The organism is Leptospira dzoumogneensis (assembly GCF_004770895.1).
Lineage (GTDB): Bacteria > Spirochaetota > Leptospiria > Leptospirales > Leptospiraceae > Leptospira_B > Leptospira_B dzoumogneensis.
Genome location: NZ_RQHS01000005.1, coordinates 714,084 through 740,053, shown reverse-complemented (window position 1 = coordinate 740,053; position 25,970 = coordinate 714,084). Strand labels below are relative to the sequence as shown.

Genomic DNA, 25,970 nt, shown 5'->3' with positions numbered 1-25,970 from the left:
CAAAAGGATACGTTTGGTTTTTAATCGTGCGGTGAAATTTTTTATCCAGTTATCCTTCTTCTTTTTAATTCTTTCCTCGAACGCTTGTATGAGCTCGAAAGTTTGTTCTGATAATGACAAAAATTGCAGCATCCAGGAACAGATATATTCCATGATCTCCGCTCCTCAAGGGATATATTTATATTCAACTCAAACCAGCTACCAAGGAAACTTAGCAACCTACGGATCCACTTTCGAAGATAGCCTTCATAATATCTGCACCGTAAATCGTTTATTTGCATCCATCATTAATCCAAGTTGTATGAATGTCCTTCCTTTAGTTTCCTCTTCTTCTTCCACCTATCTTGCAAATTTTTCAGGACTCTATGGTGTCCCGAATAATGGAAGCTATCCCGTGAGAGGAGCAAGAGGAGAGATAATCGCTAACTCTTGGTCAAATCTGTTTGGTGGATTACTCTTAACCTTCGAACAAGCCGGTGTCACATCCCAAACATTTTGGACATTTTCTAGTTCGGGAGGTCTTAATAACTCTGCGGACAATTGTATTGCAGGAACGGATACTGGAGCCGCAGGTGCAATTGGATCTCCTACGGACGTTACTACAAACTGGCCCTTAACAGCGGCTCCCTCATGTTCAGAATCTCATCCGATTATTTGTATTTGTTATTAATAATATAAGGATATCGCCCGAGGGAGTTTCGGTCTAGCATAGAATAGAAGATATAATTTCTTGCTTATGGATTAATACAATTTTATCCTTGGTTGGATGAAGTTTCGAACTCTTACCATTTTATTTTTTTGTGTTCTATCTAACGGTTGTATTTCCGACAAAATCTGCTCGGACCAGGATAGAAGCTGTAGTCCCGTTGCAAGCCTGCTAAGCCTCTTCTCTGCTCCCTCCGGAATCTATGTATATTCCACCAGTGTTCCTTATGGTGGAAACTTATCTATTTTTGGCGCGGGCAACCTGGACTCCAGCTTATCGACTATTTGTAAACAAGAACGTCCTTTCGCTCCAATATTGGATGTGGGATGCGAAAGCACTGCTGCATTGGTGTCTACAAGCCTAGTATATGCTAATAATTTAACATCTTTATATGCAGATATTCCTACTAATATACCGATGAGAGGGGGGCCTACGGGCACTATACTCGCGGACGATCTAGCTTCTTTTTTCACCTTGGATCTGCATGTGACATTAGAAGCTGGAGGCTTAGGCAGCACCAATTTCTGGACCTATAGTGATGTAAGTGGAAATTATGCCTCTGGCGGCACATGTAACGATGGGATTGATAATACTACAGCTTACGGTGGATACGCTGGAAGCCCGCTTCTTTCTACGGTAGATACCTGGTTTAATGTACAAGCTCCAACCTGTGATCAAGCTTTAAGGATACTTTGTATTTGTTATAGGCCGGACACCTCCGGCGGGGGCGGCTGAAGGATAAGAATATCCTAAATTTCTAATAGAATGCGGAGAAGACCGAATGCGCCTCTCCGCATCTCAAGTTCTATTTACAATCTTTCTTTAATGTGGATTTAATAGTAATTTCCACATCCGGCCAAAGAACGGATTTACCATCTTTGCTTTTATGAAGATCGCTACAAACTGTGTTTAATGCGGTTAAAGCCTTTCCTGCATTCCAATGATTTACATCTAAAGAACCTTTTGCTTCTAAAACTTCTCCAGTTAAAGTGAACTGTAAAGGAACGTCTTTGCTCACTCCGTTCCAATGAAGCTTAACCACACCAGTTCCGGATTTTCCATCAGCATCTAGTTTTGCAGAAGATACCGATCCTTCTATCTTTCCGCTCTTTTTCAGATTTCCGAAAAAAGCCCCCTTGATCTTAGGATCTCTTTCCGCATTTCCGCTGTCCAGATCCAAAGGATCGATAGAGAATTTTAAACCTTTTAATGCATCCGGAACATTAGCCGAAGATTTAGCTCCGGCAATACTTACCTTGGTAAATTTTCCACCCACTCCGGTTTTTTCGGTGAATTTAAAAGCTTTCCACTCAAGGCCGGTTGCCTCTTGGCTCACGGAATATTTGCAGGAAGACTCTGCAGATAACGAATTGAATTGCAAACTTCCAGCAAGAGAGAATACTGAAAAAATCAGTGCGAATTGATAAAAAGAATTTATACGTGATTTCATGGCCTTATACTAGGGTTGAAATAGAACAAAGTCAAGATTTTTAGATATTGGAAAGCGCTTGAACGAAGAAGAACTCATCTCCTACTTATATCCTCCCGGAAAAGAACAGGAAAACGACTGTTACTCGGACAAAGAAGGAAACTTGATCACAACAGATACGATAGCCGAAGGAACTCATTTCCGTTTGGACTGGAGTCGTCCCGAAGATTTGGCAAACAAATTGGTAGAAGTTAACGTATCGGACATAGCAGCGGCTAACGGGACTCCTCAGAAGGCATTTTTCAATTTTGGACTTTCTCCTTCCTGTAATCGAAAGGAATTTTTAGAACCGTTCATAGACTCATTTAAGAAAGCGTTAAGTTCTTACGAGATAGAACTCTGCGGTGGAGACACTTATAGGACCCAAGAGTTAAACTTAACTTTAACTCTATTAGGAAAATCGACTTCTCCTGTAGACAGAAAGGGAGGAAAACCCGGGGACAATGTATATTTGAGCGGTCATATAGGTGCTTCTCTTTTAGGTTATAAAATATTAGAAGGCGCCCATATTTCCCTTTCTCCGGAAGTCAAAAAGATCGCTTTGGATAGACATTTAAGACCTAAATCCAGACTGAACTTAAGCCGTTCTCTATATTCAAAAAACAGAATACATGCCGGAATGGATCTGACTGACGGACTTAAACAGGACGTATTCAAATTAGCTAGATCTTCCGGTGTCAGGATAGAATTGGATTTGGACAAATTACCGTTTGAGAACGGGGTTAAAGAAGCAATCGGGATAGAAGGAGTTTTAATATCCGGAGAAGAATTAGAACTTCTATTTTTATCTCCCGAAGAATTGCCTACTTCTTGGGAAGGAATATCCATCCGAAAGATAGGAAATGTTTTTTCCTTAGAAGAAGGTGAATCTCCTCATGTAAGATATTCCTACGAAGGAAAATTTTACTCTCCTAAAGAATCCGGATTTAGACATTTCTGATCAAATTCTACTTGTGCGTCCTACAATATACGATCATTCTTCCTGATCGATGATAAACGGCCTGCTTTCCTGGATCCTACCCAGCCCTTCTAAACCATTACGCCCCGAGTCGGAAGTCAAAACTCTTTATCCAAAGTTCAGATGGAGAATTTTAGAAGCCACTTTTTTGGGATATTCCGTCTTTTACACCGTTCGGAACAATTTCCCGGTAGTTTCCAAAGAAATAGGTCAGGCACTCTCTTATTCACAAGAACAGATCGGAAATATTTTAGCGATCACCGCAATCTCCTATGGGATCGGAAAATTCCTGATGGGGGCCTTATCGGACAGAAGTAACCCTAAGATCTTCATGCCGCTGGGTTTAGTTCTAACAGGAATTTGTAATATATGTTTCGGCGCTTCTTCCGATTACCAAACACATTTTGTTTTATGGGGACTAAACGGCCTGTTCCAAGGAATGGGCTGGCCACCTTGCGGGAGATCCTTAGGCCACTGGTTCTCCGTCAAAGAAAGAGGGGAAAAATTTGCGGTTTGGAACATTGCACATAATGTAGGGGGCGGGCTTGTAGGAGTGATCGCAGCTTATAGCGCTTCTTGGTTCGGATGGAGAAACGCATTTTATATTCCTGCCGCCCTTTCATTTTTAACCGCGGTCTATTTGTATTTCAGATTATTAGACACACCTCAATCCGTTGGACTTCCTTCCATCGAAGAGTATTCGGGAACCGAAACTGATTCCGCAAAAGTTTCCGAATCGGAAAGAGAACTCAGCTTTAAGGAAATTTTTATAGATCTGGTGCTTCTAAATAAGTATATCTGGGTTTTTGCAATAGCCAACTTTTTCGTTTATATAGTCCGGTACAGCCTGACTGATTGGGGGCCTTCTTATTTAAAATTCGCAAAAGGAGCGAGTTTAGAAAAAGGAGGGATCAGCACTCTAATCTACGAATTCGCCGGAATAGGCTCTACCTTACTAGTCGGTTGGTATTCCGACAAAGTGGGAGGAAAAAGAGGATTAGTCAGCTTGGTATGTATGGTCCCAATCTTATTCGCATTATTCGGGATATTACTTATTCCTTCCGGATATTTATGGGCGGATCTTACACTATTCGGCGTGGTCGGATTTTTTATTTATCCACCTGTCATGTTATTAGGAGTTGCCGGACTGGATTTTACTTCTAAAAAAGCGGTCGGGACTGCCGCAGGATTTATAGGTTTATTCGGTTATTTAGGAAGGACTGCACTTTCCAAAGGATTAGGATGGATGAGTACATATTCCTGGTTTCGCTGGGAATATTCTATATTTATAATATTCTCGTCCGCGATCTTAGCCATAGCCCTGCTTGCATTCACTTGGAACTGGAAACCTAAACATTAAGGTACGAACATGAAAGATAGGATAGGTTTCATAGACTTTTTAAGAGGATTTGCACTATTAGGGATACTCGTAGTCAACCTGCCCTACTTTTCTAAACCTATGTATCTGGTCGCTTCCTTAGGAGAAAATTCCACTCTTTTGGATTCGATAGCTTCTTGGATCGTGGCATTCTTTTTTGAATCTAAATTTTACGTGTTGTTCTCCTTTTTATTCGGTTACGGATTTTTTATCCAATTAGAGAATAATCCGGAAACAAATTCCAGATCCAGATATTTCAGAAGAATATTCGGTTTAGGAATATTAGGACTTCTTCATGGGATCTTTTTATTCATCGGGGATATCCTTCTTTCTTATGCGATTTTAGGCGCTTTGCTCTGGTTCTTAAGGAACAGGACTTCTTCTTGGTTATTTAAACTTTCCCTAGTTTGTCTGACAGTTGCCGTATTTTGCAGAATAGGTATGAGTTTGGCAGAAGTAGAATTCAAATCCCAGTTAGAGGCAAACCTTCCCCGCCTATTGGAAGAAAGCAGGAAGGCGTATTTAGGCGGGTTCTGGGAAAGTAATTTGCAGAGAACTAAGGATACCATTCTTTCCATTCCATTTCTGGTATTTTATCAATGGCCTACCGTTCTTTCTATGTTTGCACTCGGATTTTACGCCGCTAAAAATTCGATCTTTACCGATTGGGAAAAAACAAAACCCGGATTTAAAAAAATTTTTCCTTGGGCCTTAGTTCTAGGTATTTTAGGGAATCTTGTATATACATTACATTCCCGCCACATTCTTCCTGAAAATCCGAACGTATTCTTAAAGATACTGTACGCGATCTCGGATACTTTCAGCGCACCTGCACTCACATTCTGTTATGTGTATTTACTAGGAAATTATTATCATTCAGGAAGAAGTTTTGCAGACAGAATTTGGTTCGAGACGATGGGAAAATTCTCTTTAACCTGTTATTTGGGTGAATCCTTGGTTTGCACCTGGATCTTTTGCGGCTGGGGACTGGGTTATTTCGATCAAATAGGTAGTTATATTGTTCTACTTTTAACCGTTCCTATTTGGATTTTTTGGGGAGCATTTTCTCTAATTTGGAAGAGTAACTTTTCTTTAGGCCCGATGGAATGGATCTTAAGATCCTGGACCTATTGGAAGAAGATCAAAATAGTTTAGTACGATCAACTCATCCAGCGGAATATAATCCGGGCAAAATCCGCTTTTACCGCAGGCTTACTGATATAATCATCCATGCCTGCTTCTAAACATCTTTCTCTTTCACCGGAAACGATACCTGCAGTTACCGCAATGATAGGAACCCTATGCCCGTCTTTTTCTAATATACGGATCGCCTTAGCAGCCTCGTAACCGTTCATCTCCGGCATTTGTATATCCATAAAGATCAGATCGGGGTTGATCTCTCTAAATTTATCGACTGCCTCTTTTCCAGTCAGCGCCTCTATACATTTTGCCTTGGGGAGGATCCTTTTGACGATACTTTTTGCGAGCATCATATTTACCGAGTTATCTTCTGCGATCAAAACAGTAGCAGTTTTGTGAATAGTAGCTCCTTCTTGGTCTCTTCTATTCAAAGGGAATTCGAATGGTTCTTTAAAGATCTGATTTCTAGCGAGAATATCGAATAGTTTTTGCATATGGATCGGTTTAGAGATCACTTCTTGGACTCCAAGCTTTCTGGACTTCTCGGTGACTAGCTCTCCTTCTTCCGGATTTACGATCAATACGATCGGTTGATCCTCGCTTCTGATCTTTAGATCTTCTCTTACTTTTCGAACTAACTCAAGGCCGTCTCCTTCCGGCATTTCGGAATCCATCAGAATGATATCATATCTATTACCGCTGGATAATGTTTGTAGCATCTCCTCTCCGTTTTTGGAAAAGTCCGCAGGAATATTTTGCATGGACAACATTTCTCCGATCAATTTTACGTTTTCTTGATCCTTGTCTGCGACCAAAACCTTCCTGATCGAACGAAGTCTGATCCAATCTTCTCCCACAGTTTCGGAAATATTCAGTTTAAGATCGAAATAGAATGTGCTTCCTTTTCCTAATTCACTTTTCAGTTGGAGACCGCTGCCCATTATAGATAAAAGTTTATTGGAGATTGCGAGCCCTAAACCGGTCCCTCCGAACCTGCGCGTGGTAGATACATCTCCTTGAGTAAATGCTTCGAATATTTTGTCCTTCGCGTCGGGTGCGATCCCGATACCTGTATCTCTTACGGAGAACCTAAACTCTCCTTCTGTTTCCGATATTTTTTTAATAAGTTCTATCTTAAATTCTATCTCACCTTGTTCGGTAAACTTTACCGAGTTACTGAACAGGTTCACTATGATCTGTCTAAGCCTTATACTATCCGCTTTTACGAAACGGGGTACGTCCCAGGCGACATTTACTATTACTTCTAATCCTTTTTTTTGGGCTTGGAACTTGATCGTATTTACGATCTGACTGCAAAGTTCCAAAAGATTCGTTTTTTCGTAGGATAATTCCAGCTTCCCCGCTTCAATTTTAGAAAAATCTAATATATCATTGATAATATCCAGCAATGACTCGGCGGACTGAAATACGGTCATCATATATTGATGCTGAGTGGAATCCATGGAAGTTCTCAGGAGTAGATCGGAGAACCCTATGATCCCATTCAAAGGAGTTCTGATCTCATGGCTCATATTTGCCAAGAAATCGGATTTTGCCTTATTCGCCTGTTCGGCGGCCAGCTTTGCTTTTTTTAATTCTTCTCTTTGCAGACAACTTTCAGTGATGTCCTGGGTGAACATCATGATCCCGCCTATAGAACCGTCCAACTGGTACCAAGGCCTTACTTCCCAGCGAAGATATTGGTCATGGTCCCAACCCTCGGGTCTCCATACATCTTCATCATTCTTTAAAACTTCTCCGGATAAACATCTCTGATGTATTTCCTTCCATTCTTTAGAAACATTCGGAAATACTTCGTAATGAGAGAGACCTACTATATTTTTTCCGGGTATCTGATATTCGGTTAACCATCTTTCACTGACTGCTACATATTTGATCTCCTCATCAAACATAGCGACTGCGGCTGGAGCATGTTCAACGAATGCGGAAAGCCTGGATTTTTCTCGGAACAATTCCAGTTCCGCCTTCTTTCTTTTATCAATATCGTAGAATGCTCCGTAAATCCGGACACATTCTTTATTCTCGAATTCCGCGCTCCCTACGATCCTGACCCAAAGTTCGTTCCCTTTTGCCGTGACCAACTGGATTTCTAGATCGTAAGGTTCACCATCTTTTATAAGCTTAGAGATTGCTTCGAAAGTTTTGTCTCGATTTTCTCCTTCTTTAACGAATCTTAATGTTCCTCTTTTACTAGGTTCAAAATCGGAAGGAACTTCGAACATTTCCCTTGTAACACCCGACCAGGTTTCGTTATTGTTCTTTAGATCCAGATCCCAGACACCGATCCTTACCAGCTTATTCGTCTGTTCCAGAAGTTCTTTTGCATGACGTAATTGTTCCTCGGCCTTTTTGATCTCGTCTATGTCCATGATCTGGGAGATAAAATGGTTGGGTCTCCCGTCTGCATCTCGGACCAATGCCACGGAAAGAAGGGCCCATACGATCTCTCCGTCCTTTTTAATATAACGTTTTTCTAAATGATAACCTGACCTTTTACCGTCCAAAGTCTCCGATAACAACTGAAGATCTTTTCCAAGATCCTCCTCGTAAGTTATGTCCTTAAAAGTAAGCTTGGACAATTCTTCCCAATCGTATCCAAGTAACTTAATCAGATTTCCATTCACTTGCATCCATCTTCCCTGCGGATCTAAGATGGCCATTCCGATCGCAGAATATTCGAATGCGCTTCTAAAAGAACTTTCCATTCTTTTTCTTTCGCCAATATCTCTTGCGATCTCCGCTGAACCTGTCATCTTTCCCGAGGAATCGAACATAGGAGAGAGCGTGATGGACATTTCGATCCAATGACCGTCTTTTGCCTTTCGAACCGATTCAAACTGGAGGTTCTCTTTTTCAGATTTGATCTTAAGATTGATCCTGGATTCTAAAGGTTTGGATTCGTCCGGAACCAATAGATCAAATTTAGCTCCTATCATTTCCGCAGAACTATAACCGAAAATTTTCTCCGCCCCATGATTCCAAGATATAATACTACCATCCAAGTCTTTGCCGATAATCGCGTCGTCGGAAGACTCCACAATTTTTGCCAGACGAAGATTAGCGAGCTCCGCATTTCGGATCTCAGAAATATCGTTAACGATTACCGAAAATCCTACTACCTTTCCATCCCTGAAGTCAGGTATATATTTTGTTAATGTATATCTGGAATGCTGCCCGTCAGGAGAAGGTACCCTTCTTTCAAATAACTGCGTTTCTCCTTTTAAAGCGCCTTGTATATAAGGATAATTTAATTCGAATAACTGATCGCCTAAAACCGTCCTTATATGCTGACCTACTATCTTTTTCGTCTCTATCCCGAACCATTCTTGATAGGCGTCATTCGCCAATCGATTGATCAAATTGGAATCCCAATAGCCAACCAGATCCGGAAGAGTATTTATCAGAAAAAGAAAATCTAATTCTTTTTTTAAGGAATGGATCTCCGATCCTTGGATGATCTTAATTCCTCCGATACAAATTTGATCGCCGGACCCGTTCTTTAGGATTTTAAGTTTAGTATCCGTCTCGAGTTCCGCACCGGAGAGTGTCTTATAACGAATGGAAAGAGTTGTTGATCCTTGGATCTTATCTATTTGAGGATCAATCAGCTCATGATCTTTTTTAAAGAATAGATCCTTCCAATGAACGGAAGAAAGATCGGAGTCGGATCCCGAAAATCCAAGAACAGATTTGAGCTTTGGATTGATCCAAAATCTATTTCTATCCGAAAGATCCAAAACCCAAACACCATCCAAACCTTCGGTTTGAATGAACTGGAAAACTTCCCAATCGTTTTGTATCCAGTGATAGACTAACTTTTCCAGGGATTCTTGCATTTTCAATATAAGGTTATAAGACGAAGATAAAGGGCCTATAGATTATTCAAAAAGCCCTAGGAGTCAATGAAAATAGAAATGGAAGATTTTGAAATTCTGTGTCTTTTGCTTGCAGATTAAAAGCAAAAGTATTTCATATAAAATTCTTTTCGATCCAAAGGTTTAGAAATGCAAAAAGAATATTGGCTTCTTCCGATCGGAGCGTTAGCTCTATTGACTTTTTTCGTTTTATTACAGATCCCGATACGTCGCTTATACGCAGGATTTATCGGAAAAGTGATCGTCGATGATTTTAAATTCGGAGAATCCAAAAACGTCCCTCATTGGGTAACTATTCCAAATCGGAATTACATGAACTTATTGGAAATGCCGCTCTTATTCTATCTGATCTGCCTGATACAATATCTAACTAACTCGATTGATCCTTTAAATTTTAAACTGGCTTGGATCTATGTGGGATTCAGGTTCGCACATAGTTTGATCCATCTCACATATAATAACGTTATTCATAGATTGATCATTTTTGCTTCGAGCAATTTGATCTTGTTCGGGATCTGGGTGAACTACTTCAGACAATATCTGAAGATCATTTTTTGGGGATAAAAATTTCCTTAGATAGAGCCCTATCCAAAGTTTTTAGTCCCATAAAACGTCCTAATCTTTCGTATTCTCCGCCCGGAGAATAAAAAGGCATGAGGAATATAAAGAAAATCTGATAATAGTAATCGTATTTTTCGGTTAAGTCTACCGAACCTAAAAGTTCACCTTTAGAATTATAATAGTCAGTGCTCATAGCGAAAGAGCCCTCTTCTCTATATGGACGAAAGCCCCAGCCTTTGGAAAATGTATAATCCATTCCCCTGTCTTCGGCTTGGGATTCCACGATCTTAATCTGGACCTTAAGATCTCCATCGGAGGAAGTACTTACCTCTTTGAACAATCCTGAATCCTCATACGCGGAAACTAAAAGATTGGTCCAAGTTTCTTCCCTATTCTTTTGCTCTTCCTCTTCCAAATTATATGCGTGATCATCCTTTTCAGGAATATAGATCACTTTAATAGAAGCTTTTTTATAATGTTTTAATACTTTTCCCTCGTTTAAGGCGGAAGGAGAAGAAAGTTCGGATCTGGAAACCAAAATACAGTTCGTGAACAAAACGGATAAAAGAAGAAAATTAAAAATATATATTCGAAAAGAAGAACACATGGGATCGAGTTCGATAAAAAAGAAGGATTATTTTTCTTTTTGCAATAATTCCAAATGATCTCTGGAGAGCAACCATAACGTAGAGCCAGGATCGATAGCAACCCCGGAAACCCCTTTGTTCTGCAGACCTAAGGCCCACAATTCTCTGGCAGTGATAGGAACAAGAGCAGTTTCTTTTTTAAAATAACGGATCGCTTCGGAAGGATGTGAGAATGCAGGTAAGAATACCCTGCCGCGTTCATCGCTTACGTATAATAATATGATAGGTTCAGGCCCTTTTTTAGGAGGAGTCTTCTTCTTTTTTTTAGCGGCCGCTTTTTTCTTGGGTTTTACCTTTTTAGGAGCCGCATCCGCGCCGGCATGAGGGATCAGAAAGTAAGCCTTGGTAAGTTCGGCGGAAAGTTTTTCTAAGTTTTTCTCGGAACGATTTTTGGAATAAAGATAGATTGCCTCTCTGAACTTCGCATTCTCTCCATCGAACTTGGGAATAGGCTCAAAATATTCTTTAACTGAAGAGAGTAAGTTTTTAAAACCGGACATCTTACTTTTGTAATTCTGCAGATTTATTTGCGAACTTGAGACTATTCAAATCCTTAGGCTGGATAAAATACCACCCGACTAACACTGCCGCCAAAGAAATTGCGGATACGAACAGAACTCCGTAACTTGCTTTAGGAGGATCTAATTTAGAAATTTCTCCTTCTTCAGAGCTCATATAGGCAAGTATCCCCACCTTAACATAATAATATAATGCTAATGCGGAGTTTGCAATCCCTCCGATGAGCAATAATCTTGAGATCTGATCCGTTCCTTCTGCGATCTTTTGGAATAGGAATAATTTCGCCCAGAATCCACCCAAAGGAGGAATTCCAGCTAAAGATAGGAAGAATATCAATAGTGTGAAGCTCGTCCAAGGTCTGGACTTTGCGAGTCCGGCGATAGATTCATACGTTACGTGGCGATTGCCTTCTTCCAAGAAAGAAAGAATAGCAAATGCTCCTAAACTCATGAAAGAATATACGATCAGGTAGAATAACGCTTCTTCTTTCCCGCCTAAGGAGATCCCCGCGACCACATAGCCTGCATGAGCAATGGAAGAATATGCCAAAACTCTTTTTAAACTTGTCTGCTTTAAAGCTACGAAGTTCCCGTAAGTCATGGACATCAAAGCTAAAATTCCCATGATCCAAGTCCATTCTCCGCCTGAATTGGAAATAGGAAGTTTTGAAAATACAACCAGCAATAATCCCATAGAAGCGGACTTAGAAGCTGTAGCCATAAATCCGGTAACCGGAGTTAAGGCGCCTTCGTACGCATCCGGAGTCCAAGAATGATAAGGGAATAATGCGATCTTGAATGAGATCCCGGTCAATAGAAGTAATAATCCGATCTTAGTAAAATTGGAATCGAATCCTGAACTGAGCAAAGGTTTTAACGAATCCTGTAGATGAGTTGTGCCTGATCCTCCGAATAAGAACGCCATTCCGAATAGGAAAAATCCTGTGGAAAAACTTCCTAAAAGAAAATACTTCAAGCTGGCTTCTAAAGAATAAACATCACTTCTTGCCATTCCTACCAGAACATACAAACATACGGACATTAATTCGAGGCCGACAAAGATGGTAACCGTATCCGTTCCGGAAGTCATTAGGAACATCCCTACCACTGAGAAAAGAAGAAGAGGATAGAATTCAGGAAATTCCATATTATGTTGTTCTAATACTCTCGGGGAAGCAAGAACAGTACAGAATGCTGCAATCAGGTATAATGCCCCGAACCAAAAGCCGATGGTGGAAATCTCATAATGTCCTGAAAAATAGGATCCTAACCCGGGATTCGATTGAGAAACGAATAAGGAGAAGAATGCGGCGATCAAAACCAAACCGGAAGTGAATCTTACGATCCTAAATTCGAATCCTTGGAAAAAGAACTGCAATCCAAGTAATAAGATCCCTCCTCCGGAAAGTACCAGGATCGGAAGTATAGAAATTAGATCGTTGGAATTTGGAATTAAATTCATTCTTCCGCCTCTTGAGATACCGTCTTTTTGCCTGGGATCCCTGCTCCTCTTCCGGAACTGATCCTATCCTCATAACTAGGAGGCTCGGCACCCAAGGTCCTATAATTTATAAATTTCTTTTTAGTGTTTTTCAGAGTACCTTCCTGTTCCAAAAAGGCTCTTTCTTGCAGTGCTTGTTTAGAAGTCAGGTTCAATACTACTCTCGCACTTGGTTTCAAATACGTTAGTAGAATATTGGGGAAAATCCCGGTTAATATTATAATTCCTGCAACTATAGAGATTATAAACTTCTCCCGCGCATTTAAAGGGGTCAAACCGGAAGATAATGAATTCGGCTCTCCGAATAGTAAGTTTCGAGCAAAATACAACATATACCCTGCAGCAAAGATGACTGCAGTTCCTGCCAAGAATCCATACAGAAGACTGTATTTAAAAGTTCCGATCAGAACTAAAAATTCTCCCACGAATCCGTTTGTACCTGGAAGACCGGCACTCGCAAAAGCGGCCAGGCCGATCGCAACTGCCAAGAATGGAGCTGATTTAGCAAGGCCTGAATAATCCTTTAACTCATTACTTCCTGTTCGTTCATGTAAAAATCCTAATATAAAGAACAAAAGTCCCGAAGTGAATCCATGATTCACCATTTGGAGCATTCCGCCCGCCACACCTTCTTCGGTAAGTGTTAAGATCCCTAAAATACAGAATCCCATATGAGAAAGAGAAGAGAATGCAACCAGGCGTTTACTGTTTTTCTGAGTTAAAGCGACCAGAGCCCCGTAAACGATCCCTGCAACAGCAAGAGCGGTAAGTAGATTACGATATTCCAAAAATACCTGAGGGAAAATCGGGATCACTACTCTAACATAGGCGAATAGTCCGATCTTCAATAGAATCCCCGCCAAGTCCACGGAACCTACAGTTGGAGCTTCTTCGTGAACATCAGGCATCCAAGTATGGAAAGGAAATAGAGGCACCTTGATCGCGAATGCGAAACTGAATCCTACGAATAACCAAAACTTAATATTCGCAGGAATAGAATTCAGAGATACTACTGCCAATTCTTCCAGATCGAATGTGTGAGTGTAATGATATAAAACTAAAATACTCGCGAGCATGAAAACGGATCCGGTAAATGAGAATACCAGATATTTCATCGCAGCCTTAATTCTTCCTTTTTCCCCCCAGATCCCTACCATCAATGTGAAAGGTAGGACCATCCATTCCCAGAAAACGTAAAATTGTATCAGGTTGACTGAAAGAAATACTCCGATCACTCCTGTTTCTACTAAAAGAAGAAGTATAAAAAATTCCCTGACCCTATGCTTTACATTAGAAAAAGCGGATAAGGCGGAAAGAAAGAATAGAAGTGCGGACATCGCTACGAGCAATAAGGAGAATCCGTCTATCGCTATATGATAATCCAAACCTCCTGACTGTAATTTCAGAAAGTTCCAGATATGGTGCGTAAATTGAAAACCGCTGTCTCCTTTCAAGAATTCCAAAAAGAGAGGCATGGTCATCGCACACACTCCAAGAGTTACGATCGAAGACCAAAGTCTTATCCATTTTTCGTTTTTAGAAAAGAATAAGAAAGGGATCCCTAAAACAGGCAAAAATAATAGAATGCTTAAATAGTACTGGGGCACTTAGATTCCCCTCCATAAGAATACGGACAAGATCAAAACGGTCCCTAAGACGATTAGAAAAGCGTAATCTACCACGGTTCCTGTTTGGACCCTGCGAAGTATCGAGGCAACGCCTCCGGAAAATTTTCCGGTTCCGGTCAAAACTCTATCGATCAAACGTTTCTCTACAACTTCGGATAAAAATTCGGATAGAGCGGAGATCGGCCCGATCAAAACGTTTTTGAAAATTTCATCTATGAAGTACTTATTTGCAGGAAGAATTCTCCAACCTGTATAAGAGGACTCATCCAATGGTAACTTCTCCTTTTTACCGAAGAAGAACCAATAGACCCCTACTCCAAGCAAGATTGCTCCTAAAGAAAGTCCAGCTAGTAGGAGTTCCAACTCATGGCTTAAATGATGAGCTTCCAAAGCACCTTTTTGCTGAGAATAGTACAGTAACCCTTTTGCAAAAACAGGAGAGAAGTATTTCTCTAAGAAATCAATTCCTCCTCCTAAGGATTCAGGAATGAGTAAATATCCGGAGAATGCCGCACCTAATGCCAAGATCACCAATGGCACAGTCATAGTCCAAGGAGATTCATGAGGATGTACATGGTTAGAAACCCTGGATTTACCGGTAAACGCCAAGAACGTTAAGCGGAACATATAGAATGTGGTTAAGAACGCGGTAGCGATCCCCATTCCAAAGAATACAGGATGAAAATAGAACGCTTTCTCGAGGATAAGATCCTTAGAGAAAAATCCGCTGAATGGTGGAGCTCCTACAATCGCCAGGGTTCCCAAAAGGAAGGTCCACCAAGTGATCTTCATCTGGGACTTGAGTCCTCCCATTCTTCTTAAATCCTGCTCATCGGATAATCCATGGATCACTGAGCCGGAACCCAAGAACAATAGTGCCTTAAAGAATGCATGAGTTAGTAAATGGAAAAGCCCCGCCACATAAGCACCGGTTCCCATCGCCACAAACATATAGCCTAACTGAGAAACAGTGGAATACGCTAAAACTTTTTTAATATCGTTCTGATAAACACCAATGGTCGCTGCAAAAAATGCAGTGAATGTTCCGATACAAACGATCCAAAAGCCGACCTTAGGAACTAAAATAAAAATAAAATTCAATCTTGCGATCAGGAATAATCCTGCAGTCACCATCGTTGCAGCGTGGATCAAAGCGGAAACCGGAGTCGGACCAGCCATCGCATCCGGCAGCCAAACATGGAACGGGAACTGAGCGGACTTACCCATTGCACCTATAAAGAAGCAGATCGCCACAAAAGGAAGAGCGTTCAGTAAAAACTTTGCCTGAGGCAAAGATTCAGAAATTGTAATAAAGGAAACGGAACCTGCCAGCCAATAAGTAAGCGCGATCCCTCCTATCATCGCCAAGTCGGCGATCCTATTGGTAACAAAAGCTTTAATACTTGCTTGTGCAGCGTTCTCCTTATGAGTATCAAATCCGATCAGAAGATAAGAACAAAGTCCTACACCTTCCCAGCCGAAAAATAGGACCACCAGGTTTTCCGCTAAAACCAAATGGAGCATAAAGAATACGAATAAGTTCAGATAAGAAAAAAATCTTCCGATCCCAGGATTCCCTTTCATGTATCCGATGGAATAAAGATGGATCAAACTTCCGATCCCTGTGATGATCAGTGCCATAAAAAGTGAAAGTTGATCTACTTGGTATGCGAGATCCACTTTGAAATTCCCGACATCTACCCAATTGAATAGAGTTATAATCTGAGCATCTTGTCTTTCCAAAGGATGGAATTGCAGATAAGCGAATACACTCGCAGCAAAGGATACGAAAGACAATGAGGTCCCGATCGGCCCCGAGAGACCTTTCCAATATCTTCCGAATAATGCGTTTAATACGGACCCAAGAAGAGGAGAAAAAGCCAGAACGGATATAAGGATTTCCCAACTCATCGCATTACCATTTCATTAAATTCATTTCGTCTACGAAACTTGTCTTTTTCTTTCTGTGAATTGCAACCACCAGGGCGAGACCGATCGCCGCCTCTACTGCCGCGATTGCCATCACGAAAAATACGACCACTTCTCCCTGTACCTGATGAAGTGATTTTGAAAAAACGACAAATACCAAATTTACCGAGTTCAACATGAGTTCTATACTCATGAAGATGACTACCGCACTTCTTCTGAACAAAACACCGGCTACACCGATGGAAAAAATAATACAGGCAAGGATCAGCAGATATTCTACGGGAATTCCCGCAAGAGTTGGTTTCAGAATTCCCGGATTCATGGCTCCCCTTCTTCTGTTTTTTTACCTAAATTCTTTTTTCCTAATATAACTGCGCCAAGTACGGCTGCTAAAAGTAATATGGAAACTATTTCGAAAGGAAGAAGATAATCCAAAAACATGGAACTTCCTACCGCTGCGGTGTTCCCTTCTGCGATCACTCCTGCCTTACCTTCTTCCGATTTGGATAATGTATACTCGTAAGAACCGGAATCAGAATATCCTTTAGGAGAAGCTTCCGTATTCGGAATTCCTTCTCTAACGGAAGTGATTAGCACAATAGCGAGCAATGCCACAACAGAAAGGACCAAAACTTTTTTAAGCGGATGATCCCAAAGTTTTGCGATCCCTTCATCGTGCAAAGATAGAAGCATCAGAACAAAAACCACAAGCACCATGATGGCACCCGCATAGACCAAAACCTGCATGGTTGCCACGAAAACGGAACCGATAACCGCATAAATTCCGGCTAACGCAAAAAAGGAAAGCACGAGTAAAACCGCAGAACTGATAGGATTCGGATGAAAAACAACTCCCAATGCTCCGGCAACCAATACTCCGCTGAATATAAAAAAGAGCAGAAGCTGAGGATTATCGAATATTCCTACCATTTCCAGAAACCGTCCAAACTAACGTAAACGCTTGCGACTATTATATTCGCTACCGCCCAAGGGATCATTTTTTTCCAGCCGATAGTCATCAACTGATCGTATCTGAATCTAGGCAGGGTCCATCTCACCCACATGAATAAAAATGCGAAGAATAAGACCTTAAGAGTAAAGAAACCGAGTCCCGCCCAGGCCTGCCAAACCGAACCGCTTAACCAACCAAAAGGAAGATGGTATCCACCAAAGAATAAAATGGTAACCACACAACTCATGGTGATCATATTCATATATTCCGCAATGAAGAATAACGCGAATTTGAATGCACCATACTCTGTATGAAATCCAACTACTAATTCGGATTCCGCTTCCGCTAAATCGAAAGGAAGCCTGTTTGTTTCCGCAAACATAGCCACCACGAAAACTGAAAATGCAATAAAGCCTGGAAGTTTAAAAATATTCCAAAGACCGATCTGAGCATCATTGATGTCCGTGAGTTTTAAAGATCCGGTCAAGATCACGATAGCCGCAACAGACAAACCCAGAGGCAATTCGTAACTGATCATCTGAGCGGTAGCACGGATCCCACCGATCAAAGAATATTTATTATTACTGGACCAACCCGCTAAGATAATCCCGTAAACGGAAAGACTGGAGATCGCAAATAAGAACAAGATCCCGGTATCAGGATTCGCGATTTGCAGATCTAAAGAAGTAAATCCTACTTCTCTCGCCAAAAATTCAGGCAAGATCACGGTCCCGCCCAAAGGAACCACAGCCCAAGCCATGATCGCGCAGGTCATGGAGATCGCAGGTGCGATCAAATACATGACCCTATTCACATTTTTAGGAAAGATCTCTTCCTTAGTTAAGAACTTGATCCCGTCGGCCAAAGGTTGTAATAAACCGAGAGGGCCCGCGCGGTTTGGACCTTTTCTGTCCTGGATAAATCCTGCTACTTTACGTTCTGCTAATGTATAATACGCACAAGCGGTGATGAACACTAGAAAAAAAAGCGCACTTTTTAATAACCAGAGTAGAACTATATTCCAATCCATGGTTCAGACTCCCGTCTGAGCAGGAATTTGTTCTTCTTTGCCTGCTTTGTCTTTTAATCTGGCTTCGAATTCATGTTTGAATTTTAAGATAGTAGGTCTGACTGCTCCCACGCATGCGTCGGAAAGAGGACAGATGGTAGTTCCACCTTCCATATTTCTGGCTAAAGAAAGGATCAGATCCAAGTCCGCACTTGTTCCTTCTCCTTCTCTGATCTTATGTAGTAGATCCCTCACCCAATGAGTACCTTCTCTACAAGGAGTACATTGCCCGCAGGATTCATGAGCGTAGAATCTTGCAAATCTATATGTTGTCTCGACCAGGTCGGTACCTTCTCCGATCACGATTACCGCACCGGAACCAAGCATTGTTTTATGAGCCGCCATGGATTCAAAATCCATATTTGCAGTTTTACATTCTTCTGCAGTTAAGATAGGAACGGAAGAACCGCCTGGGATCACCGCTTTTAACGGAACATCATCCAGCATTCCGCCGCAAAGATCATTCACTAATTCTAATAAAGGAGTTCCGAGTTCAATCTCGTACACTCCAGGTTTTTTCACATGACCCGATACCGAGAATAAACGAGTGCCTGGGGATTTTTCAGTACCTATCTTAGAATACCAGTCAGCGCCCTTATCCAAAATATGAGGAACAGTGGAGAAGGTTTCCACGTTATTCACCACTGTAGGACAACGATATAAACCGGAAACCGCAGGAAATGGAGGTTTTAATCTTGGATGGCCCCTGCGACCTTCCAAAGAATTGATGAGCGCAGTCTCTTCTCCGCAGATATAAGCGCCTGCCCCAGCATATAATACCAGATCAAAATCAAAACCACTGCCTAGGATATTTTTCCCCAGATATCCTTTTGCATAGGCCTCGTCGATTGCCTTCTGCATGGAGTCGATCCCTTTATTGAACTCTCCGCGGATATAAAAAAATCCTTTGTTTGCACCGATCGCCTTAGCTCCGATCACCATTCCCTCGATGATTTGGTGGGGAAGGTTCTCAATCAGTTTACGATCTTTGAATGTTCCAGGTTCTCCCTCATCCGCATTGCAGATAAGATATTTAGGTTTCGGGATATCTTTAGGAATAAAGGACCATTTGAGTCCCGTAGGGAAACCTGCTCCCCCTCTTCCCCTCAAACCTGATTTTTTGACGATCTCTATAATTTCTTCCGGCGCGATCGACAGAGCCTTTTTCATCCCGTCATAGCCGTGAACCGATTCATAAAATTCCAATTCATTGGAACGGGGATCATCTATAAATTTAGTGAGGATTTTCATTTCTGCCATAACGTTTCCCCTTAGGTCAAATCCTTCAGGATCTCATCCATTTTTTCGAACGTTAGATTTTCATAATATGCATCGTTGATCTGTACCATTGGAGCGTATCCGCAGGCACCCAAACATTCCACTTCTTCCAAAGTGAATTTTTTGTCGGGAGTGGTTTCTCCTATTTCAATTCCTAAACGAGAGCAAATATGTTTTTCGAGTTTATCATTCCCTCTCATATAACAAGAAGAAGTTCCGCAAATCTGGATATGATACTTACCTACGGGCTTTTTATTGTATAAGGTATAAAAGGTAGCAACCCCGTATACTTGAGCGAGAGAAATGGGAGAACCTATCTTGTCCGCAAGAGCTTCCATTCCTTCTCTGTCTACATACCCTTGTTCCTTTTGTAGGAGGTACAACCCTGGAAGGATCACACTTCTTTTATCAGGGAACATCTCCAGTAGTTTGTCTAGTCTTGCAACCGATTGGGAGGAAAATTGATAACTCATCAGCAGTCCAACTCCCCTGCGATCACATTCATAGAACTCATAGTAGCGACCGTATCCGCAAGAAGTGAACCCTTCACTAATTCAGGAAAAGACTGATAAAACCAGAAACATGGCCTGCGAACATGCACTCTCCAGGGAGACTTCTCCCCTTCGGAAACGATATAAAATCCGAGCTCGCCGTTAGCTGCCTCGGTTGCCATATAATATTCTCCCTTAGGAACTTTGATACCGTGCATGATCAATTTGAAATGGTAGATCAACTCTTCCATATTCTTATAAACCTTGCTCTTATCAGGAAGATAAATATGAGGCATATCCGCGTGGTGAGCACCTGTCGGAAGACCATTGATGAGCTGCTCTACTATTCTAAGAGATTGTCTCATCTCTTCCATACGAACCAAAGTCCTGTGAAGAACGGAACCGTCCTCTCCCACAGGAATATCGAAGTCCACCTTATCATAGAACATATAAGGATCGTCCTTACGAATATCCCAAGGAACTCCCGCAGCTCTCAAGTTAGGACCGGAATAACCGTAAGAGATAGCATCTTCCGCAGAGATACCTCCCACACCTTCCGTTCTATCCATAAAAATTCTATTATTTACGAGTAATGACTGGAACTCTTCTATCGCAGGACGAAGACCCTTGATGATTGTCTTCACATCCTTTTCGAATTCAGGATAAATATCTTTTTCGAGTCCGCCCACTCTACAGAACGTAGTAGTAAGTCTTGCACCGGTGAGTTTTTCCAGAACTTGATAGATATTCTCTCTATGATGGAATAAGTGCAACATTCCGGAGAATGCGCCAAGGTCCACACCCAAAATACCGTTGCAAATGATATGGTCCATCACACGAGAAAGTTCGGAGACGATCATACGAACGTAAGTCACCTTATCCGGAACTTCTATCTGGAGCATTTTTTCTACAGCAAGTATCCATCCGATATTATTCAAAGGAGTGGATACGTAGTTCATTCTGTCAGTACAAACTAAGAACTGATTATAAGTATAACGTTCTCCTAATTTTTCGAAACTGCGATGCACATATCCGATCACGGATTCCGCATCCACAACTCTTTCTCCATCTAGCTGGATCACATTCTGTAAGATCCCATGAGTAGAAGGGTGAGAAGGACCCAGGTTCACAAGTAGATGTCCCTCTGGGAGTTTTTTCTGTTTGAGGCTGAAATGTTCCGCGGTTTTTTCGTACATCGCTGTCATCTTAAGCCTCCATATCTTCTTTTAAGTGAATGGTAAGAAGGTCTTCTACCAGATAATCCTGACCGAAACCTTCGAGAGGATAATCTTTTCTTAATGGATGACCTTGGAAATTATCAGGCATGATGAGACGATCCATTCTAGGATGTCCTGCAAAACGGATACCGAATAGATCGTAAACTTCTCTCTCCGGCCAGTTCGCACCTTTGAAGATGCTGATGATACTCGGAACTTGTTCATCTTCTTCTAATGCGACGCGGAATTGTACTTTTGTAGAGGATTTATTTCCGGAGCGGAGAAGGTAACAGACTTCGAATCTTGGGGTTTTTTTGCCCAACCAATCGATTGCAGTCAGATCGTTTAAATAATTCAGTTCAATCCCTGGCGCCGTTTTTAAAGCGAAAAGAACAGGAACGATACCTTCCGGCTTTAAGAAGAATGTAGGAAGATTTGTGAGTATTTCTTCTTCCTTGGAAATAAAATGAGGGAATTTGTCTTTTAGGAAACTCTGGATTGTTTCTTTCATTGGACGACCAGGGGTTTGTTTCTTTCGTTCATTTCCCGGATCTTATCCATTACTTCCTGTCTTCTGGCTTCTAACCCTTGGGTTTTTACTTTTTCCTGAAGTTTGATTACGGCGTCTAAAAGTGCTTCCGGTCGTGGAGGACAACCTGGAACATACAGATCCACAGGAAGTATCCTGTCGATTCCCTGTAAAACAGAGTAAGCATGGAACATTCCACCGGAAGAAGCACAGGCCCCGTAACTGATCACAAATTTTGGTTCGGCTAATTGGTCGTAAATTTCACGAAGCACCGGAGCCATTTTATAAGTGATGGTCCCTAAAACTAAGATCATGTCTGCTTGTCTAGGGGAGAAAGAAGGTCTTTCCGCCCCGAACCTGGCGATATCATAATCCGCACAGGAAGTACTCATGTATTCTATCCCGCAACACGCAGTCGCGAATGGATAAGGCCATAAGGAGTAACTTCTTCCCCAATTGATGACCGAGTCTACAGTCGCAATCTGAAAAGAATCTCCGTAAGACGATCCGGGTTGAGCGAGTTGTTCGTTTAATCCCATTCTAAGGCCCCCTTCTTCCGAATATAATACAGTCCAACCACGAGGGTGAAAATAAAAACAAACATCTCTATCAAGAGAAAATTCCCGAGTCCCGCCTCTTTGAATGATTTTAAATTCACGGCGTAAGGGAAAAGGAAGATCGCTTCTATATCGAAAAGTATAAAAAGAACTGCGACCAAGTAGAACTTGATATTAAACAATCCCTTTGCATCCCCGTAATAAGGTACTCCGCACTCAAAAGTATCATGAGGTTTGGATTTTTTTTTGGGGTTTAGAAGGAACGCGAGTCCGAGTATGAGAGCGGAGAATCCTACTCCCAAGAGGAATTGAATCAGCAGGGGGCCTAGATGGTCCGGCGAACTTCCCATATCTAACTTCTATCAAACTCGATTACCCACCTATGTCAATCTAAAATCCCGAAAGGGGCCTTTGCAAGAGGTCGGAAGACCGGATTCTATCATTTTCGAATTTTACAATTTTCCTTTTTTCGAAATGAGAACGTCTTTCAATACGCTTGTCAGAGCCGCAGAGGTCGCGCAGAGTTTTTTCGAAAAAAACAGAACGACTGTTCTAATCCTCTGTAAAGAACTTTAAATTTTTCTAAAGTAAGGATCAGGTAAGAGAGGCGCAGTTTTTTCTCACGCAGAGACGCGAAGCCGCGGAGAGAACACAAGGGTCACGGAAAAATATTATTAAAGTAACCCTATACAAAACTCTGCGTCTTTGCGCCTCTGCGTGCCAATTCCTCTCTGCGACTCTTTTTCCTCTTCTTCTCTGCGTGAAAACTTTGGGTAACGAACAGAACAGTCGTTCTGGTTTTACCTAAAAAGTTGGTGACAAAACTATTTACGGGCTTAGGATATTGGACATATAGATCCAGAATTGATAGGGACAAAATCAAATGGCTAAACTCGTACTATCCAGCTTCGCAGAACTACAGGCATACGAAGGAAAAGAACTAGGCGTATCCGACGCTCACGAAATCACCCAGGCACAAATCGATACATTCGCAAACGCAACTTTGGACCACCAATGGATCCACACCGATCCGGCAAGGGCCGCAAAAGAATCCCCTTTCGGAACTACGATCGCTCACGGTTATCTTACACTTTCTATGGCTCCTTATCTTTTAAGCCAGATCCTAGAATTGAGAAATATCAAAATGGGGATCAACTATGGAATGGAAAAACTCCGTTTTTTAGATCCCGTTAAGGTGGGTTCCAAACTCAAACTCAGAGCGGAACTTGTGGAATTAAAGGACCTAAGAGGGACCGCAAGAATGACTTTAAAGCTTAGTTTCGAAGTAGAAGGCGCCGCAAAACCTGCTGCTATCGGCGAAGTGATCTATCTCTACCAATTCGCCTGATAGGCAAGGCATTCTAAAATGAATCCTCGCACGATCATTTATCTGATTTCTAGGATCAGGGACGAATTCCACAGACGTCTGAATTCGGAACTGAAGGACAAGGGCCTGGGCCAGCTAACCACTACCCATGCGGATATTCTATTCGCTCTTGCAATGTCAAAAAGAGTTCCGATGCAGGATATTGCCAGGATGATAGACAGAGACAAGTCGACTCTGACTGCACTTGTGGATAAACTGCAAGATCTAGGTTATGTGGAAAGAGTGAGAGACACCCAGGACCAAAGGGTGGTCAATCTACAACTTACACGCAAGGCATATTCTATCCGACCTGTGATGCTTGGGATCTCCAGATCATTGCTTGCGGGTCTTTATAAAGGTTTTACCGAGCCGGAAAAGAAGGACCTAGTCCGGCTTTTAGATAAACTTTATAAAAATCTAAAGTAGTTTCTCTTATAACCCGGTTAAGAATTCAGTCTCAATACTTTTGAGTATTGCTTCTTCTTCCGGGTTTCGGATGCCTTTTTCCCCTTTTTGTCTTCGGCCTGGAGTCCAAGGGCGGATCATATTCCTATAATTATGGAGTAATTTTCCGATCTTCTCCTTCTCCGCTTCTTTTAATTTTCTAAAATCAGGTACAAGAAGAGAATTCAGATCTCCAGGTTCTACTTTTCGCAGCCCTTGAGCGTATTCTCTAGTTCTAGATTCCAACTCTTTGCGGACATGAGGAGTGATCAGATAGGCAAATAAATATTCTTCGAAATGAGCATATTCGGGTTTCGCGGAAAATCCATGAAAGCATGTGAGATGGACCGCAGGACTTTGATTGAATACGAATCTTACTTCTGCTCTATGAAAAGAAGTAGCTAAGATCCTGCAAGGTCCTCTGTTTTCCTGAGAATGCCAAGGTTTTCTTTTAGAAGGAAGAAAGCGTTTAGGTACACCTCGTTTTATTCCTTCTTCCAGATATTTGTTGATACCTTCTTGTTCATTAGTGTTCGGAACTTCTTTTGCATCTAAGAGCCAGACCTTGGCTCCCTGAGATTTCAAAGTGTTCCAATCATCTCCGGTAAAAAATGGAGAAAGAGCATACTGAGCTTTCGGAATAGAAGACCTAAGATAGTTTCGAGGAATAGATAAGTTCGAAGCGTCTTTTTCGGATAAAAGAAAATATCCGTTGTCCCCTGTCGCGATTCCTCTCCTAAAACTTCCGAATTCCTTAATAGGGACCCATCCATGACGATTCTCTTCGGACATAGTCACATAATTATTGTTAGGTGAATTTTTATCATCATTTTTTATTTTTTGTACCGGCTCCGAGTCATCGCTCAATAATCTAGTCCACTTTGCTTCTGCATCAGGATGGATTTTTCTCCAGACCATCTCGGAAAGCTCTATACTTTCTCCTTTAATGAATGATGAGGTCCTTGACCAAAGAAAACCTTCTTCGTTCTCCCTTGAATTTTCCAGGAACAGTATACAGGAAGAAGTAACAGCTCCAGTGAACAAGGACCAGGAAGAATCTAAGATAAGTATACGACGAAGATATCCGGATTGAATGATCGCTTTTTTTATCGGAACTCCGTATCCCGCATTCAAGAATTCATAAGGAACAAGAATGGAAGCCCTTCCCCCAGGTCCTAAAAGCCTTAGTATACGCAGTAGAAAGAAAACATATAAGTTCGCTGTCCCTGGAATTTCCTCTTTAATGTCCTCCGCAAATTGACGGATCATTTTTTTTCCATGTTTGGAATGGCTCAGGCGAAGATAAGGAGGATTACAGAGTATGATATCGTAGTTTTCTTTCTTTTCGTTTTGCAGGAAGTCCCCTAATACCAGATGAAAACGATTTTTGGAGATCCCGGCCTTCTCCAAGTTTTGTATACACTTCTCATGTAGGATAGGATCTATCTCCCAACCGTAAAACTCGCTGTCAGATTTCGGAAAACGATCCTGGAATTCTTGGAAAAAAATTCCTTCTCCCGTTCCTGGATCTAAAACTTTGATCTTTTTTCCTTCCAATGCGGCTTTGGTTTCGGAAACCCATTCCAACATCGGCCCTACTAAACCGGAGGGCGTGAAGAATTGACCTAAGGCTTTCTCTTTGGTTTTTGTATCCGAGCTTTCTCGGGGAGGATCAACTTTGTCTTCGCATGGAACGATCATGAAAGAAATTTTCGC

The 25,970-nt window shown here is 41.6% G+C and carries 25 protein-coding genes; 8 read left to right on the top strand and 17 right to left on the bottom strand.

The window, feature by feature from the left end:
• Positions 1–88: 88 nt before the first annotated feature.
• Both EHR06_RS04885 and EHR06_RS04880 read left to right on the top strand, forming a co-directional pair.
• Positions 89–670, top strand: a complete 582-nt coding sequence (locus tag EHR06_RS04885; RefSeq protein WP_244288494.1) for a hypothetical protein — start codon at positions 89–91, stop codon at positions 668–670.
• Positions 671–766: 96 nt separating this feature from the next.
• Positions 767–1,441, top strand: coding sequence for a hypothetical protein (locus tag EHR06_RS04880; RefSeq protein ID WP_135755951.1), 675 nt, complete (start codon positions 767–769; stop codon positions 1,439–1,441).
• Between the two features lie 70 nt (positions 1,442–1,511).
• Here EHR06_RS04880 and EHR06_RS04875 read toward each other — a convergent pair whose 3' ends face one another.
• Complete coding sequence (locus EHR06_RS04875) at positions 1,512–2,156, bottom strand: YceI family protein (RefSeq protein WP_135755950.1); 645 nt, start codon at positions 2,154–2,156, stop codon at positions 1,512–1,514.
• Between the two features lie 58 nt (positions 2,157–2,214).
• Here EHR06_RS04875 and thiL point away from each other — a divergent pair, with 58 nt between their 5' ends.
• The 3 genes from thiL to EHR06_RS04860 are packed head-to-tail and all read left to right on the top strand — an operon-like array spanning position 2,215 to position 5,686.
• A complete protein-coding gene (thiL, locus tag EHR06_RS04870) occupies positions 2,215–3,135 on the top strand; it encodes a thiamine-phosphate kinase (RefSeq protein WP_135755949.1) in 921 nt (306 codons plus the stop codon).
• A gap of 49 nt (positions 3,136–3,184) precedes the next feature.
• The gene (locus tag EHR06_RS04865) at positions 3,185–4,513 is read left to right on the top strand and encodes an MFS transporter (RefSeq protein WP_135755948.1); all 1,329 of its coding nucleotides are present in this window, start codon (positions 3,185–3,187) and stop codon (positions 4,511–4,513) included.
• A gap of 9 nt (positions 4,514–4,522) precedes the next feature.
• Entirely contained in the window at positions 4,523–5,686 is a 1,164-nt protein-coding gene (locus EHR06_RS04860) for a DUF418 domain-containing protein (RefSeq protein WP_135755947.1), read from the top strand.
• 5 nt (positions 5,687–5,691) lie between these two features.
• On the opposite strand, the gene EHR06_RS04855 is transcribed toward EHR06_RS04860, so the two are convergent.
• Positions 5,692–9,528, bottom strand: coding sequence for a PAS domain S-box protein (locus EHR06_RS04855; RefSeq protein WP_135755946.1), 3,837 nt, complete (start codon positions 9,526–9,528; stop codon positions 5,692–5,694).
• Between the two features lie 168 nt (positions 9,529–9,696).
• Between EHR06_RS04855 and EHR06_RS04850 the strand changes: the two genes are divergently transcribed.
• On the top strand, positions 9,697–10,131 hold the full coding sequence (locus tag EHR06_RS04850; protein WP_135755945.1) for an MAPEG family protein: 435 nt from the start codon (positions 9,697–9,699) through the stop codon (positions 10,129–10,131).
• On the opposite strand, the gene EHR06_RS04845 is transcribed toward EHR06_RS04850, so the two are convergent.
• From EHR06_RS04845 to EHR06_RS04780, 14 genes are all read right to left on the bottom strand, one after another.
• Positions 10,115–10,666, bottom strand: a complete 552-nt coding sequence (locus EHR06_RS04845) for a hypothetical protein (protein ID WP_244288493.1) — start codon at positions 10,664–10,666, stop codon at positions 10,115–10,117. The genes EHR06_RS04850 and EHR06_RS04845 overlap by 17 nt on opposite strands.
• Positions 10,667–10,762: 96 nt before the next feature.
• Positions 10,763–11,275 (bottom strand): SseB family protein, encoded by a 513-nt coding sequence (locus EHR06_RS04840; RefSeq protein ID WP_135755943.1) that lies wholly within the window; start codon positions 11,273–11,275, stop codon positions 10,763–10,765.
• Between the two features lies 1 nt (position 11,276).
• The gene (locus tag EHR06_RS04835) at positions 11,277–12,755 is read right to left on the bottom strand and encodes an NADH-quinone oxidoreductase subunit N (protein ID WP_135755942.1); all 1,479 of its coding nucleotides are present in this window, start codon (positions 12,753–12,755) and stop codon (positions 11,277–11,279) included.
• Positions 12,752–14,401, bottom strand: coding sequence for a complex I subunit 4 family protein (locus EHR06_RS04830; protein ID WP_135755941.1), 1,650 nt, complete (start codon positions 14,399–14,401; stop codon positions 12,752–12,754). Before EHR06_RS04830 ends, EHR06_RS04835 begins: the two co-directional genes overlap by 4 nt.
• Complete coding sequence (gene nuoL / locus EHR06_RS04825; RefSeq protein ID WP_135755940.1) at positions 14,402–16,333, bottom strand: NADH-quinone oxidoreductase subunit L; 1,932 nt, start codon at positions 16,331–16,333, stop codon at positions 14,402–14,404. It abuts the gene before it with no gap.
• Between the two features lie 4 nt (positions 16,334–16,337).
• Positions 16,338–16,673, bottom strand: coding sequence for an NADH-quinone oxidoreductase subunit NuoK (gene nuoK / locus EHR06_RS04820; RefSeq protein ID WP_020768973.1), 336 nt, complete (start codon positions 16,671–16,673; stop codon positions 16,338–16,340).
• Entirely contained in the window at positions 16,670–17,281 is a 612-nt protein-coding gene (locus EHR06_RS04815; protein ID WP_135755939.1) for an NADH-quinone oxidoreductase subunit J family protein, read from the bottom strand. Before EHR06_RS04815 ends, nuoK begins: the two co-directional genes overlap by 4 nt.
• The gene (nuoH, locus tag EHR06_RS04810) at positions 17,275–18,333 is read right to left on the bottom strand and encodes an NADH-quinone oxidoreductase subunit NuoH (RefSeq protein WP_135755938.1); all 1,059 of its coding nucleotides are present in this window, start codon (positions 18,331–18,333) and stop codon (positions 17,275–17,277) included. The genes EHR06_RS04815 and nuoH overlap by 7 nt, the downstream gene beginning before the upstream one ends.
• Positions 18,334–18,336: 3 nt before the next feature.
• Complete coding sequence (gene nuoF / locus EHR06_RS04805; RefSeq protein ID WP_135755937.1) at positions 18,337–19,632, bottom strand: NADH-quinone oxidoreductase subunit NuoF; 1,296 nt, start codon at positions 19,630–19,632, stop codon at positions 18,337–18,339.
• 11 nt (positions 19,633–19,643) lie between these two features.
• Positions 19,644–20,123, bottom strand: coding sequence for an NADH-quinone oxidoreductase subunit NuoE family protein (locus EHR06_RS04800; RefSeq protein WP_135755936.1), 480 nt, complete (start codon positions 20,121–20,123; stop codon positions 19,644–19,646).
• Positions 20,123–21,337 carry an NADH-quinone oxidoreductase subunit D gene (locus EHR06_RS04795; protein WP_135680157.1) on the bottom strand — a complete coding sequence of 405 codons (1,215 nt, stop codon included), beginning with the start codon at positions 21,335–21,337 and terminating at the stop codon, positions 20,123–20,125. Before EHR06_RS04795 ends, EHR06_RS04800 begins: the two co-directional genes overlap by 1 nt.
• A 10-nt stretch (positions 21,338–21,347) precedes the next feature.
• Positions 21,348–21,869, bottom strand: a complete 522-nt coding sequence (locus EHR06_RS04790; RefSeq protein ID WP_135755935.1) for an NADH-quinone oxidoreductase subunit C — start codon at positions 21,867–21,869, stop codon at positions 21,348–21,350.
• Positions 21,866–22,426, bottom strand: coding sequence for an NADH-quinone oxidoreductase subunit B (locus EHR06_RS04785; protein ID WP_008595348.1), 561 nt, complete (start codon positions 22,424–22,426; stop codon positions 21,866–21,868). Before EHR06_RS04785 ends, EHR06_RS04790 begins: the two co-directional genes overlap by 4 nt.
• Complete coding sequence (locus EHR06_RS04780; RefSeq protein ID WP_036089115.1) at positions 22,417–22,794, bottom strand: NADH-quinone oxidoreductase subunit A; 378 nt, start codon at positions 22,792–22,794, stop codon at positions 22,417–22,419. The genes EHR06_RS04785 and EHR06_RS04780 overlap by 10 nt, the downstream gene beginning before the upstream one ends.
• 533 nt (positions 22,795–23,327) lie before the next feature.
• Between EHR06_RS04780 and EHR06_RS04775 the strand changes: the two genes are divergently transcribed.
• Both EHR06_RS04775 and EHR06_RS04770 read left to right on the top strand, forming a co-directional pair.
• Positions 23,328–23,792 carry a MaoC family dehydratase gene (locus EHR06_RS04775; RefSeq protein WP_008594866.1) on the top strand — a complete coding sequence of 155 codons (465 nt, stop codon included), beginning with the start codon at positions 23,328–23,330 and terminating at the stop codon, positions 23,790–23,792.
• A gap of 18 nt (positions 23,793–23,810) precedes the next feature.
• On the top strand, positions 23,811–24,236 hold the full coding sequence (locus tag EHR06_RS04770; RefSeq protein WP_008594860.1) for a MarR family winged helix-turn-helix transcriptional regulator: 426 nt from the start codon (positions 23,811–23,813) through the stop codon (positions 24,234–24,236).
• 6 nt (positions 24,237–24,242) lie between these two features.
• Here EHR06_RS04770 and EHR06_RS04765 read toward each other — a convergent pair whose 3' ends face one another.
• Positions 24,243–25,955, bottom strand: a complete 1,713-nt coding sequence (locus EHR06_RS04765) for an HsdM family class I SAM-dependent methyltransferase (RefSeq protein WP_135755934.1) — start codon at positions 25,953–25,955, stop codon at positions 24,243–24,245.
• Positions 25,956–25,970: the final 15 nt, after the last annotated feature.